Raw genomic sequence first — 13,884 nt, 5'->3', positions numbered from 1 at the left:
AATTTAAAATTTTTGGTACTATTTTTGTGCCAATTTATATACTTTTTTTATCCAAATACTCTCTAAACTCTTTTGCACCATCTTTTGAGCTAACAATAAACTCATCAACCCCACTAAAATATATCTCTAGTTTTGATTGCTCTACACTTTTTATAGATTTTATCATATCAACATTTACAATATATGAGCGATGAACTCTAAAAAAACTTTTATCTTTTAATATCTCTTCTAAATCTCCAATTTTCTTTTTTGCATAAACAAAATTATCTTTTGTTCGTATAATTATCTCATCTAAATCAGCTTTTATATAAAAAATCTCATCTATCTCAACTAAATAGATTTTATCAGAAACCTTTCCTAAAATCTTTTTTGAAGTAATACTTTTTTCCTCTTTATACAAAGATATTTTTTGTAATATTTTTTTTAGCTCAATATCTTCAATTGGTTTTAATAAATACCCCATTCCACCTTTTTTAAAAGCATCTAAAGCATACTCTTCATAAGCTGTCTGAAATACAATAAAAGTTTTTGGCTCAATGTTAAGTATTAGTTCAGCAAGCTGTAAACCACTAAAATTAGGCATAGAGATATCTAAAAAAGCAGCATCAAATTTTGTTTTTGAAATCTCTTTAATTGCTTCAAGAGGATCACTAAATTCAACTATATCAAAAATATTGTTATCATTTAAAACTCTTTTTAATCTGGCTAATGCCAAACTCTCATCATCTACTATTATTACTTTCAATTTTTATCCTTTAAAATAATAGAAAAAGCCATATTCCGCTCATCTTCAACATACTCAAGCTCTCCTATATTTAATATTTTTAATCTATTTTCTAAATTTGATAAACCAGTTTTAAACTTGATATTTGAACTTTTTTTACCATCATTTGAAACTTTTATATAGTTTTTATCAAATTTTATATAAATATTTAACTCTTTTCCTAAATAACCATGTTTTATACCATTTTCAACTAAAAGTTGAATTGAAAATTTTGGTATTTTTACCAGTTTTAAATCTTTGTAATCATCAATATGTAAAATTACTTTATTATCAAATCTAATATTTTCAATTCCAACATAAGTTTTAACCATTAAAATCTCATTTTCAAGTGTAACTAAACTCTCTTTATTTATTGCATTTCTTAAAAATTTTGATAGTTGCAAAACCGCATCTTCTGCTTTTTTCTTATCAATATAAATTAGTTGAGATACTGAGTTTAAGGCATTAAATAAAAAGTGAGGATTTAGCTCATTTTCAAGAGATTTTAGTTTTGACTCTATTATCTCTTTTGCAATTTGACTATTTTTATTTTTTAAAAATACAAATTGATGTAAAATCAAAGCTATTAGAAGTGTTAAAAACCCAACGACAACAGCAATACTAATCCAAAAAGAACTTATCAAAGCTATAACTTCAAAATTTGTATTTAAATATATAAAAAAAGCTGATAAAAATCCAAAAAAACCAGACAAAAATGAGAAAAATAGACTAAAAATAGACCAATATTTTTTATCTATTTTAGGAAGTATAAATCTATTTGAAGAGCTTATTAAAACCATTGCAAAAATAGCTATAAAAAAAGCTGTACTAATACTAAAAACAATTGTAGAAATTGTTTGTAAGTCTTTATTTAAAAAATAGAAAATTAAAGATTGGAAAAAACCAAATAGTATTCCAATTATTAAAATATTTAACCAATCTTTTGATGATATTTTAAGTTCATCTTTTATCATTTTAAACCTTTTTTATTTGTGATATCTTATCTAAATTAAGTTTTGGTTTAAAACTTTAACTCCTATGGCAACTCCTGGCCATCCTTGTCCTGCAAAAACAGAATCCCCAATATTATATAAATTCTTAAAAGGTGTAGTTGAACTTGGAATTTTAAAAATATTTTTAAGATTTAAAGGTGTTGCTCCACAATTAAATCTATTTATATATCTTTTAAAAGTTTTACTAGTTGCACTAAACTCTAGTTTAATATCCTCTTTTTTAATATCTGAGATATTTTTTAATAACTCATCAATTATAAATTTTGTTGTAGTATCTTTTTGTTTTTCATAATCCTCTTTTGAAAGATTATTCCAAAAAAGAGCCTTTGTATGAGATGAAATTGTAACAGAATAACCATTTTTTGATAATTTTTCATCATCTTTATGGCTAAAAGATACAAAAAAACTATTCGATAAAGAATTTGGAATATTATCTTTTAAAATAATTTGATAGTGATTTAAAAACTCTTTTTGTGAATCGATTTTTAGATAAATCACAAAAGCACTTTGATCATAAAACTCAAATTTCTTATAATATCTCTTAATCTCTTCATCTAAAAAAATATCACTACACTCAAAAACAGGAACATTTAAAACAACTTTTGAAGCTAAATACTCATCTTTTGATGATATTAGCCTATAAAAATCTTTCTCTTTTTTTATATATTTTATCTCTTCATTTTTTTTTACATCTATATCTTTTAACATATCATCAAATAGTTTCCCCATTCCACCATTTGCATAAAAAATCTTATGAAAAGGGTATGATAAAGCAATAGCAAAAGATAGAAGCGGAATATCTTTTGAATTTGATTGAAGTGTAATTTGAAGTTGAGCATCTATAAAATCTTGATACTCTTTTGAAATATCGCCTAAAACCTCTTTTATAAAACTTTTTGCACTTTTAAACATTAAAAATTTATACTCTTTAAACAATATTTCAATAGTTTTTAAAGTTTTTAAATATGAATTTAAACTATATTTTGCAAAATATATATCTTTTAATCTCCAAAATCTCTCATCAATATCTTTTAAAGTTTGCCAAAAATATCTATTATTTTTATGATAAAAAACACTATTTAAACTATCCATAAACTCTTCAAAATCTCTTTTTCTATCAATTACTTTTCCATTTATAATAGTTCTGTATGCATATGAACTTTGTATTAAATCAGGGGTAAAATTTACAATATCAAATATATCTTTTATTATATGATTATCTTCATAGCCTACAAAAGTTGTAGCTCCACTGTTAAAATAGTTTCCAAATCTTTTAAATGTAGATGCTGTCCCACCTAAATTTTTATCTTTTTCAAATAAGACTAACTGTTTATCTTTATTTAAAATAGATATTAAACTTCCACCTATTCCACTTCCAATAACAGCTAAATCGATTTTTTTCATTTAAAGCTCTTCAAATCGCTTCTAAGTGCTAGTTTTGATGGGTATGGATTTAAAAATTGTTGATTTTTTAAATAAGTTATATCAAATCTATTTATATAAATATTAAATATCTTAATTACACTAATGAGTGGAATTACTCGATTTTTAAAATCATACATACTTTCTAAAATATCAACTTTTTCCTCTTTTGTTATATGTTTTTTAAAATAACCAAAAATATGAAGTAAAATATTATAAGTTTTATTTAAAGTTGATTTTGTAGCTATTGCTTTTAAAAACTCATACTCATACTCTTTATATAGCTCTTCAATATCTTTTTTCTGGTTATTTGCTACTATTTTTCCTAATATTTTGTATGAATTTTGTGATTTTGAGTATATTAAATATTTATATGAAGTATGAAACTCTATTAAGTTTGAGATTTTTTTATCTTTTTTAAATAACTCTTTTAAATTTGCATAAGAGTAAACTTGCATCAAAAAGTTTTCTCTAAGCCAAGCATCATTTAATCTACCTTCTTCTTCAATTGGAAGATTTGGCATTTTTTCTTTTAATTTTCTTGCAAAAACACCAACTCCATTTTTAATTGATGGGGCATTTAAGGGTTGATAAACTTTAACTCTCTCCATTCCACAAGAAGGTGATGCTGATTTTAAAACAAAACCACATAAATCATCACTACAAGCTTTTAAAGCCATCTTTTCACAAGCAACTTCTAATAAATCTGTTACATCTTTTGGCTCTTTTGTAGATGTAAATATTTTAAGCTCACCATCTATTGAAACTTGTCTAATTGCTTCTCTAGGAGAGTTCCAAATAGAATTTTCAGGACAATATGGTAAAAGAGTAAAATAATCTTTTAAACTGTTAAATACAAACTCATCTTTTGCACCATGACCATCATATCTACACATATTCCCCAATAAACAAGATGAAACTCCTAAAATCATATTAAAGCCTTTTTTTATTTTATTTTATAATATAAAAAAGCTTTTTTGTATAGTTATTTTATAAGTTAATAATATATTTTTAGTTTTAAAGGATATAAAACTCTAATTTCTGAATTTTCATATACAAAATTAGAAATTATTAATTCTTTGATATTTATTTAGACTAAGCTTATACCTAAATATGTGTTATATGCAACATAACAAAGAATCAAAATTGTTCCTTCAACTCTATTTATTCTTCCATTTCTTCCTTTAAATCCATAAGCCATAACAAAAAGTGCAATAGTTAAAAGAAGCATAATTGTCCAATCTCTTTCTAAAACTTCAAGAGGGATACTATTCATAGGAGCAATAATAACAGCAATTCCAATTACTGCTAAAAGGTTAAACATATTAGAACCAACAACATTTCCAATAGCAATATCATGCTCACCTTTTCTTGCAGCCATAACAGAAGCTGCTAATTCAGGTAAAGATGTTCCAAGAGCAACAATTGTTAGACCAATTATCAAATCACTAACTCCAAAAGAGTTTGCAACTCCAACGGCTCCCCAAACAAGAAGTCTAGAACTTGCTATTAATAAAATAAGTCCAAAAATAAGCCACATAATCCCAACTTTTAAACTCATTATATCTTCGTTTAGCTCAATATCCATTTGATCTTCAAAACTATCTCCTCTACTTCTAAAAGCTGCAAAAACTGACCATAATACTAATACAAAAAAACCAGCTAAAAGAATAACTCCTTCAAAAAGTGTCAAAGTGTTATCAAGTAATAAATATCCTGTAAATAAAACTATTAAAAGTAAAAGTGGAATCTCTTTTTTTACTATTTTTGAGTTCACTGCAATTGGAGCAACAATTGCTGTAATTCCTAAAATCAAAGCAATATTTACAATATTTGAACCAATAGCATTTCCTAAAGCAAGCCCTGGATTTCCTTCATAAGCTGCAATTGCAGAAACTACCATTTCAGGAGCACTTGTACCAAATCCAACAATTAATATACCAATTAATAAACTTGGCATTCCTAAATGCTTTGCAGTTGATGCTGCACCATCAACAAATCTATCTGCACTCCAAACTAAAAGAGCAAAACCAAAAACTATTGATGCTAAATAAAATATCATAAAAACTATCTTCCTTAAACTAAATTTTTGGCTGAAAGTATACTTAAATTATTTTAAATCTTGCCAAGAATTAGCAACTGCAACAGATACTTTTAAAGGGACATTTAATACAAAAATATTTTCCATAATATCTTTTATATCTTCTGTAACCTCTTTTATATAATCATCTTTTACTTCAAATATAAGCTCATCGTGAATTTGCAAAAGCATTTTTACATTTGGATTATCTTTGTATTTTAGATGAATTTTTATCATAGATAATTTTATCAAATCAGCCGCACTTCCTTGAAATAGTGTATTTACAGCTTCTCTTAAATATGCTGCTTTTAGCATAGGAGATACACCTTGAAAATCAAAAAATCTTTTTCTATTTAATAGTGTTTTTACATAACCTTTTTCAATAGCTTTATCTTCAATAGATTTAAAATAATCTTTTACACTTTTAAATGCTTCAAAATATGAGTCAATATATGCTTTTGCTTCTTTTGTTGAAATTCCTAAAGTATCTGATAATTTTTTACTTCCCATTCCATATAAAAGTCCAAAATTAATTGTTTTTGCAATGGCTCTTTTATCTTTTGCTTCATCTTCTCCAAAAATTTTAATAGCAGTTTGTAAGTGAATATCTAAATCTTGTTTGAAAGCATTTACCAAAGCTTCATCTTGTGAAAAATGCGCAAGAAGTCTAAGCTCAATTTGTGAATAATCCACTCCAACTAACTTATAACCATCACTTGCCACAAAAGCTTTTCTAATTTGAATATCACTAAAAGCTCCAACAGGAATATTTTGTAGGTTCGGATTTTTTGAACTTAATCTTCCTGTTGTAGTACCTGTGTGTAAAAATGAAGAGAAAATTCTACTGTTTTTATCTTTTAATCCAAGTTCTAAAAGTGGCTCTATGTAAGTTGAGTGAAGCTTAAAAGCCTCTCTATATTTTAATAAAAGGGGTACGACTATATGTTTATCTTTTAAACTCTCTAAAACAGACTCATCTGTACTATAACCTGTTTTTGTCTTTTTAGAAGATGCGAGTCCAAGTTTTTCAAATAAAATAACACCTAATTGCTTTGGAGAGTTGATGTTAAAAGTTTCTCCACAAGCTTCATAAATATTTTGCGTTAGTTCATTTAGATAAACAAAGCTACTCTCTTTATATTTTTTTAAAAGCTCTACATCTACTTTTATACCTTTTTGCTCAATACTTGCTAAGACATAAATAAAATTGAACTCCAACTCAAAAGCTATATTTAAAAGCTCCTCTTCGCCTCTTTGTTTAAAAATCTCAAGCTGTTTATTAAATAGTTTTAAAGTCATCAAAGCATCTTCTGCTGCATATTGTGTTGCTTTTTCTAATTCAACACTTGAAAAATCTTCACCTTTTTTTACAACTTGACTAAAAGGAATCATATCTACTTGAAAATGTTTTTTAATTTGATAATCTATTCCAACTTTTTCACTTGTATCCAAAAGCCACGATAAAATCATAGTATCTGCATATAATTTTAAATCTAAATCAAAATTATTTTTTATAATTTGCCAATCATATTTAAAGTTTTGAAAAACAAGTTTGTATCTATTTAAAATCTCAATAGCTTTTTTAGAAGCCTCAATTGAGATTTGATTACCAACGCCTAAATAGTTATGTGCTATTGGTACATAATATGCTTTTTTATCTTCATAACAAAATGAAAAGCCTACTATCTTAGCTTTTGCTGTATCCAGATTAGTTGTCTCTGTATCAAATGCTATTAAGGCATCTCTTGGAATTTTGTTTATTGCAAGACTTAAATCATTTTCATTATCAAGTAAAATATACTCTAGTTTTTGTTCAATTGCTTGTTTTGGAATTTCTGTTTTATAGTTTAAGCCATTTTTATTAACTCTATCTAAAATTCTGTGCATATCATAAGATTCTAAATCAGTAGCTATTTTTAAAATGGGATTTTCAATAGGCAAAGAGAACTCATCAATATTTGATATAAAGTGGCAATCATCTTTTAAAGTTACAAGTTGTTTTGATAAAAAAGCATTATCTTTACTTTGAAGTAAAAGCTCTTTTGTTCTTTTTTTATCTATATTTTCAATATTTGCATATATATTTTCCAATGTCCCAAACTCTTTTATCAAAGCTTCTGCAGTTTTTGCTCCAACACCTTTTACACCTGGAATATTATCAGCTGTATCACCAACTAATGCTTGATAATCAGTAAATTGATTTGGAAGAACTCCATATTTTTCTATACATTTAGATTCATTTATAATCTGTTTTTTTGTTGGGTCAAACAAATATACACTATTTGCATCATCAATTAGTTGATATAAATCTTTATCATGAGATACAATTCGAACCTCAAAGCCCTTCTCTTTTGCATCTTTTGCAATTGAAGCAACCATATCATCTGCTTCATATCCAGTTCTTATTGCTATTTTAAATCCCATTTTCTCAACCCAAGAAATAGCAACAGGAAGTTGAACTAATAAATCTTCAGGAACATCTGGTCTTTGTGCTTTGTAGTTTTCAAATAACTCATTTCTAAATGTAGTTCCTTTTGCATCAAGAGCAAAAACTATATAATCTGTTTTAAAATCTTTTCCAATTCCAGCAACAAAGTTCATAAATCCAGTTAAAAGTCCAGTTGGAAAACCACTGCTTGATCTTAAAGGTGGAAGTGCAAAATAACTTCTAAATAAAAATCCAAATGTATCAATTATAGTAATGCTTTTTTTCATAATCTTCTTTCAATATGAGTTTAGAGATTTTATAATATAATAATCCCATTTAAAAATGGGTTTATTGTGAAATTTAAAATTTAAATATCTTAATAATTTTGATTTATCTTACTAAAATTTTATTCCAAAAAGGCGAAATTATGGCAAAGAAAAAAAATACTCTATTTGAGTGCCAACACTGTGGAGAACAATCTAGTAAATGGCTCGGGAAATGTCCTAGTTGCGACTCTTGGGATAGTTTTATAGAGTTAAATGAAGTACAACAAGAGGTTTTAAAACAAACTATAACAGCTAGTAGTTCAAGTTCAAAAGCAAGACCAATAACAGAGATTTTACAAGATGATGTTTTACGATTTTCATCTTTTAACTATGAATTTGATTTAGTTTTAGGAGGAGGAGTTGTTCCTGGAAGTTTAACTTTAATTGGAGGAAGTCCAGGAGTTGGAAAATCGACTCTACTTTTAAAAGTTGCAGGAAGTATTGCAAAAAGTGGTAAAAAAGTACTTTATGTATCAGGAGAAGAGAGTGCTGGGCAAATAAAGCTAAGAGCAAACCGTCTTGATGCCAACCATAACGAACTTTTCTTATTAAGTGAAATAAAACTTGAAGAGATTATGAGTGAGCTTTTAAGAGAAGATTATGAAGTTTGTATTATTGACTCAATTCAAACAATATATTCAGGTCATTTAAACTCAAGTCCAGGAAGTGTATCACAAGTAAGAGAAATTACTTTTGAGCTTATGAGAAAAGCAAAAGAGTCAAATATTGCTATGTTTATAATTGGTCATATCACAAAAGATGGAAGCATTGCAGGTCCTAGAGTTTTAGAACATATGGTTGATACAGTTTTATACTTTGAAGGAGAAGCTAGTAGAGAATTAAGAATGCTAAGAGGTTTTAAAAATAGATTTGGTTCAACTTCTGAAATAGGAATTTTTGAGATGACACAAGAAGGACTTGTAAGTGCAAAAGATATAGCATCAAAATTTTTTGACAAAAGCAAAAGTCAAAGTGGTTCAAGTTTAACAGTTAGTATGGAAGGAAGCCGTGCAATTATTCTTGAAGTTCAAGCGCTTGTTTGTGAAACAACTTTTCCAAATCCAAAAAGAAGTGCAACAGGTTTTGATACAAACCGTTTAAATATGCTATTAGCACTTTTAGAGAAAAAATTAGACTTGCCTTTTAATCATTATGATGTCTTTATAAATATTAGTGGTGGAATAAAAATTAAAGAAAGTAGTGCAGATTTAGCAGTAATTGCAGCAATAATCTCAAGTTTTAGAGATAGACCAATTTCAAAAGAGTCTGTTTTTATTGGAGAAGTTAGTTTAACTGGTGAAATAAAAGATGTTTACTCGATTGATTTAAGATTAAAAGAGGCTCAAGCTCAAGGAATTAAAAAAGCAATAATTGCTCAAAAAACAAATCTAAAACTAGATTTAAAAACTTTTGCAGTTGATGAAGTATCAAAAGTAATAGAGCTTTTTTAAGCTCTATTATTTAATCTAATTTTTATTTGCTAAAGCTCTTCTTTGTGCACCTTCAATAAGTCTTGAAGTTGAAACAATAGCTCTTGTGTGAGTCCCTCTTCCGCAAACTCCTGCACTATCAATTACTTCAATCTCAAATTTATAAAGTTTTCCTTCCATTCCTACAAAAGTTGCTGTTGAAATAGCTACATCATTTTCCAAAGTTGCTGCCATATGTGTAATATTTACATTTACACCAACACTTTTTTCATCATCTTTTAATAGTGGTAACATTAATTTTGCAGCACTACACTCCATCAAAGCTATCATTCTAGCTGTTGCAAAAACTTCTGGAAAAGTTAAATCAGCTGATATATTTAGATTTGATGCTAAATCTTTTTTCTCAACTTTATAGTCAATTGATGCCTTTTTCCCTACAGTTAAACTCATCATCTCTCCTTGGATTTATTTTAAAAGTAATATACTATTAAAAATATATTAATTTAGGATAAAAAATGATAGATTTTGAAAATCAAACAGATTTTTTGGTGAATTTAGTAGCACTTGAAAAAATAGTTACATCTCTTACAACAAAAGATTTAGAGTTAATAATTGTAGATAATAAGACCATAAAAGAGATAAATTTTGAATATAGAAAAAAAGATGAAGCAACAGATGTTTTGAGCTTTCCAGTTGATGGAGATTTCGAACATTTACCTTTAGGAACTATTATTATTTCAATAGATTTTGTAAAAGAAAAAGCAAAAGAGTACGGACATAGCGAAGAAAATGAGTTGAATTTACTTTTTATTCATGGTCTTTTACATCTTTTGGGGTATGACCATGAGGTTGATAATGGAGAACATCGAGAAAAGGAAGAAGAACTTATAATAAAATTCAATCTTCCTTCTAGTTTAATAGTAAGAAACTCTTAAACTAACAGTTTGTACATTTAATACAAACACCACTTAAAACGATATTTGTTGAATCTATTTTAAAAGGAGTAAGTTTAGAAACTTGCTCTACTATATCAGTTGAATCAAGCATAATATCTTCAATAAATCCACAATCTTTACAAACTAAGTGAGCATGTTCTGTTTTTATTAACTCATAAACAGATTTTTCATTTGGAATTTTAACTTCACTTAGAAAAACTCTTTCTACCATAGAGTTTATATTTTTATAAATAGTTGCAAGAGAAACTGATGGAAATCTTTGTATCAATTTTTTATAAATTTCATCAATATTCATATGTCCATTTGTATATAACTCTTCAACAATAGCAACTCTTTGCGGAGTAACTTTTAAGTCATAATCTTTTAATAATCCTGAAATATTCAGCATAAATTTTCCTTTTATTTATATGTTAATTAAATTTTTAGGATTATATCAAAAAGAAAATCAATTTATTCTTGTTTATTATCAATTAATAAATTTTATTAAAAAATATACGAATAGATATTTTTTTCTTTACCTTTTAAAAATAAAATATTTGATACAATTTCCAAAAAAATGGAAACAAAACTTGTATAAATATCTAATAATCTTTATTTTTAGTACACTTTTAAATGCACAAAATTTAAAAATAGCATCTTATAATGTAGAAAACTTCTTTGACTTAAACTACGATAAAACAGAGTACAATGAGTATATTCCAAATAATAAATCAGCATGGAACCAAAGAAATTTTAATATAAAATTGAAAAATATAGTAAAAATAATAGAAGATATAGATGCTGATATTATTGCTTTACAAGAGATAGAAAATGAAGATTTAATAAAACTATTAAAACAAAAATTACCACAATATGCATATTATAACTTTACAAAATATCCTTCTAGTGCAGTAGGGATTGGATTCTTATCAAAAATTCCAATCAAAAATAGCCAAAATATAAATGTAAAATTCCAAAAAGGAGTTTATAGACCAATTTTAGAAACAACTTTCAAAATAGAAAATATAGAATTTAAAATTTTTAACAACCACTGGCCTTCTAAAAAGGCTGCTGAAAATTATAGAGTTAAATATGCAAAAACTTTGTATGATAGATTAAAAGAGCTTCCGAATGATTACTATTATATATTATTAGGAGATTTCAACTCTGATTATAACGAGTTTCAAACATTCAAAAATAATCAAAGATTAAATATAACAGCTGGTATTACTGGAATAAATCATATTTTAAACACAACAGTTGATGATAAGTTTGTTATTTTAGATGATATGAATAGTTTTGATAAAAAAGTTCACTACAATCTTTGGTTAGAACTTCCTACAAATGAAAGATTTTCAACAAAATTTAGAAACCAAAACAACACACCTGATAATATAATAATAAGCTCTTCTTTGGTAAATAACAAAGAGTTTTCATATGTAAAAGGCTCATTTGTAGTCTTTAAACCAAATTATTTATTTGATAAAAATGACATAAATAGATGGGAAATGAGTGAAAATAGAAATGAAAAAGTACATAAAGGTGAAGGCTTCTCAGACCATCTTCCTATTTTTGCACTATTTTCAACAAATAACTCAAACAATAATATAAAAAAATTAGATGAAAATATTGAAAATAAGCTTGAGATATCATCACTTTATAATAAAGAAAAACTTCTATTTCCAGTCTTTTTAGATAATGTTATAGTTTTGTATAAAAATGGTGACAAAGCAATAATAAAACAAGAAAATAACAGAGCAATTTATATTTTTAAAGGTGCAAAAGATTTAAAACAAGGCTTTTCATATAATATTCAAGTAAATCAAATCTATGATTTTTATGGTTTAAAAGAGATAAAAGATTTTAATATTTTAAAAGAAAATAGTAGTTTTAAAAACTACAAAGATTTATTTTTAGATGGCTCAAAAATAGATATTTTTGATTTTAAATATGAAAATGAAGTAATTACAAATTTAAAAGGTTTTATTACTAAAGGTAATTTACAAATAAATGGTGGAAAAACTATCAGATTATTTGCAAAAGATAAAAATATTTTACCAAAAGATGGTTATACAATAGAGATATTAAATGCACAATTAGGCTCTTATAGAGGAAATATGCAAATAATTTTTCACACAAAAGATGACTACAAAGAGTTAAAATGAGCCAAAAAAGTAGATTGTTAAAATCAATTTTTACAAACAGTTCTGGTATTTTAGTATCAAGAATAACAGGTTTTATAAGAGATTTAATGACTGCTTCAATTTTAGGAGCAAATGTCTATTCTGATATATTTTTTATAGCATTTAAATTTCCAAATTTATTTCGTAGTATCTTTGCAGATGGTGCTTTTACGCAAGCTTTTATTCCTTCATATGCAAAATCAAAGTATAAAATAAGATTTTCATCTATTATATTTTTACAAATTTTAGCTTTTTTGATTGTTTTATCTTTGATTGTTACTATGTTCTCACATCTTTTTGCAAAAGCTTTTGCTATTGGATTTAGTGAAGAAACAATAAATTTAGCTGCACCACTTTTTGCTATAAATTTTTACTATTTACCTCTTATTTTTGTAGTAACTTTTATGGGGGCACTACTTCAATATAAACACCATTTTGCTACGACTGCATACTCAACAGCACTTTTAAATCTCTCAATGATTGCTAGTTTGATTATTGCAAAAGGGCTTGAACAATATACTATTACATTTTATCTATCTTTTGGTGTTATATTTGGTGGTATTTTGCAAGTAATCGTACATATAATTGCTATTAAAAGAGCAAATTTAGGAAAAATATTTATATTTAAAAATCATAAGAAAAAAGAAGAAAATAAGTTTTATAAAAATTTCTTTGCGGCAACTTTAGGCTCTTCAACGATGCATATTTCAGCTTTTATAGATACCTGGTTGGCTTCAATGTTAATTAGTGGTTCAATATCATATTTATACTATGCAAATAGAGTTTTTCAGCTACCTCTTGCAATTTTTGCAATAGCAACTTCAATAGCACTATTTCCAATGATTGCAAAGGCTATAAAAAATAAAAATGAAGATGAAGCTCTAAAACTTATGAAAAAATCAGCTCTTATTTTATTTGCAGTTTTGACAATTTCAATGATTATTGGAATAGTTTTTGATAAATTTATTATTGAACTTCTATTTCAAAGAGGTGCTTTTACAATTGAAGACACTATAAATACAGCACTAATTTTAAAAATGTATTTAATAGGACTTTTACCTTTTGGATTAGCAAAAATATTCTCACTTTGGCTATATGCAAAAGAGCAACAAATACTAACTGCTAAAATATCAGCACAAAGTTTGGTTGCAAATATTATATTTTCTTTAATTCTAATAAAACCTTTTGGAGCGGCTGGTTTAGCTTTTTCAGGAACACTAAGCGGTTTTGTACTATTTTTTCTTACTCTTAGGGCTTTTGGGTTTGATAAATTTATCAAAATGTTTAAGAACTCTTAGTTTTAG

Annotated in this window: 12 protein-coding genes; 4 read left to right on the top strand and 8 right to left on the bottom strand. The window is 26.3% G+C overall.

The features are described 5' to 3' along the window. Positions 1-34 precede the first annotated feature (34 nt). From ACRYA_RS04420 to polA, 6 genes are all read right to left on the bottom strand, one after another. Positions 35-745 carry a LytR/AlgR family response regulator transcription factor gene (locus ACRYA_RS04420; protein WP_105917361.1) on the bottom strand — a complete coding sequence of 237 codons (711 nt, stop codon included), beginning with the start codon at positions 743-745 and terminating at the stop codon, positions 35-37. Further along, positions 742-1,737 carry a sensor histidine kinase gene (locus ACRYA_RS04415; RefSeq protein WP_105917360.1) on the bottom strand — a complete coding sequence of 332 codons (996 nt, stop codon included), beginning with the start codon at positions 1,735-1,737 and terminating at the stop codon, positions 742-744. Before ACRYA_RS04415 ends, ACRYA_RS04420 begins: the two co-directional genes overlap by 4 nt. Before the next feature lie 30 nt (positions 1,738-1,767). Next, positions 1,768-3,180: a phytoene desaturase family protein gene (locus ACRYA_RS04410; protein WP_105917359.1), complete on the bottom strand. Its 1,413-nt coding sequence runs from the start codon at positions 3,178-3,180 to the stop codon at positions 1,768-1,770. Then, positions 3,177-4,130, bottom strand: a complete 954-nt coding sequence (locus ACRYA_RS04405) for a YbgA family protein (protein ID WP_105917358.1) — start codon at positions 4,128-4,130, stop codon at positions 3,177-3,179. The genes ACRYA_RS04410 and ACRYA_RS04405 overlap by 4 nt, the downstream gene beginning before the upstream one ends. A gap of 158 nt (positions 4,131-4,288) precedes the next feature. After that, positions 4,289-5,260 carry a calcium/sodium antiporter gene (locus tag ACRYA_RS04400; RefSeq protein ID WP_105917357.1) on the bottom strand — a complete coding sequence of 324 codons (972 nt, stop codon included), beginning with the start codon at positions 5,258-5,260 and terminating at the stop codon, positions 4,289-4,291. A gap of 48 nt (positions 5,261-5,308) precedes the next feature. Continuing rightward, positions 5,309-7,993: a DNA polymerase I gene (polA, locus tag ACRYA_RS04395; RefSeq protein WP_105917356.1), complete on the bottom strand. Its 2,685-nt coding sequence runs from the start codon at positions 7,991-7,993 to the stop codon at positions 5,309-5,311. 140 nt (positions 7,994-8,133) lie between these two features. Here polA and radA point away from each other — a divergent pair, with 140 nt between their 5' ends. After that, positions 8,134-9,483 (top strand): DNA repair protein RadA, encoded by a 1,350-nt coding sequence (gene radA / locus ACRYA_RS04390; protein ID WP_105917355.1) that lies wholly within the window; start codon positions 8,134-8,136, stop codon positions 9,481-9,483. Positions 9,484-9,498: 15 nt separating this feature from the next. On the opposite strand, the gene ACRYA_RS04385 is transcribed toward radA, so the two are convergent. Next, positions 9,499-9,912 (bottom strand): thioesterase family protein, encoded by a 414-nt coding sequence (locus ACRYA_RS04385; RefSeq protein WP_066359036.1) that lies wholly within the window; start codon positions 9,910-9,912, stop codon positions 9,499-9,501. 65 nt (positions 9,913-9,977) lie between these two features. Here ACRYA_RS04385 and ybeY point away from each other — a divergent pair, with 65 nt between their 5' ends. Next, positions 9,978-10,397, top strand: a complete 420-nt coding sequence (gene ybeY, locus ACRYA_RS04380; RefSeq protein WP_105917354.1) for an rRNA maturation RNase YbeY — start codon at positions 9,978-9,980, stop codon at positions 10,395-10,397. Between the two features lies 1 nt (position 10,398). Here ybeY and ACRYA_RS04375 read toward each other — a convergent pair whose 3' ends face one another. Beyond that, positions 10,399-10,806, bottom strand: a complete 408-nt coding sequence (locus ACRYA_RS04375) for a Fur family transcriptional regulator (protein ID WP_105917353.1) — start codon at positions 10,804-10,806, stop codon at positions 10,399-10,401. A gap of 181 nt (positions 10,807-10,987) precedes the next feature. On the opposite strand from ACRYA_RS04375, the gene ACRYA_RS04370 reads away from it, so the two are divergent. Beyond that, a complete protein-coding gene (locus tag ACRYA_RS04370; protein WP_228199785.1) occupies positions 10,988-12,562 on the top strand; it encodes an endonuclease/exonuclease/phosphatase family protein in 1,575 nt (524 codons plus the stop codon). Then, positions 12,559-13,878, top strand: a complete 1,320-nt coding sequence (murJ, locus tag ACRYA_RS04365) for a murein biosynthesis integral membrane protein MurJ (RefSeq protein WP_105917351.1) — start codon at positions 12,559-12,561, stop codon at positions 13,876-13,878. The genes ACRYA_RS04370 and murJ overlap by 4 nt, the downstream gene beginning before the upstream one ends. Positions 13,879-13,884: the final 6 nt, after the last annotated feature.

It is taken from the genome of Aliarcobacter cryaerophilus ATCC 43158, from assembly GCF_003660105.1.
In the GTDB taxonomy this organism is placed as follows: Bacteria; Campylobacterota; Campylobacteria; order Campylobacterales; family Arcobacteraceae; genus Aliarcobacter; species Aliarcobacter cryaerophilus.
Note: the sequence above shows the minus strand (reverse complement) of the source record. Positions and strands in the feature narration are given on the sequence as shown.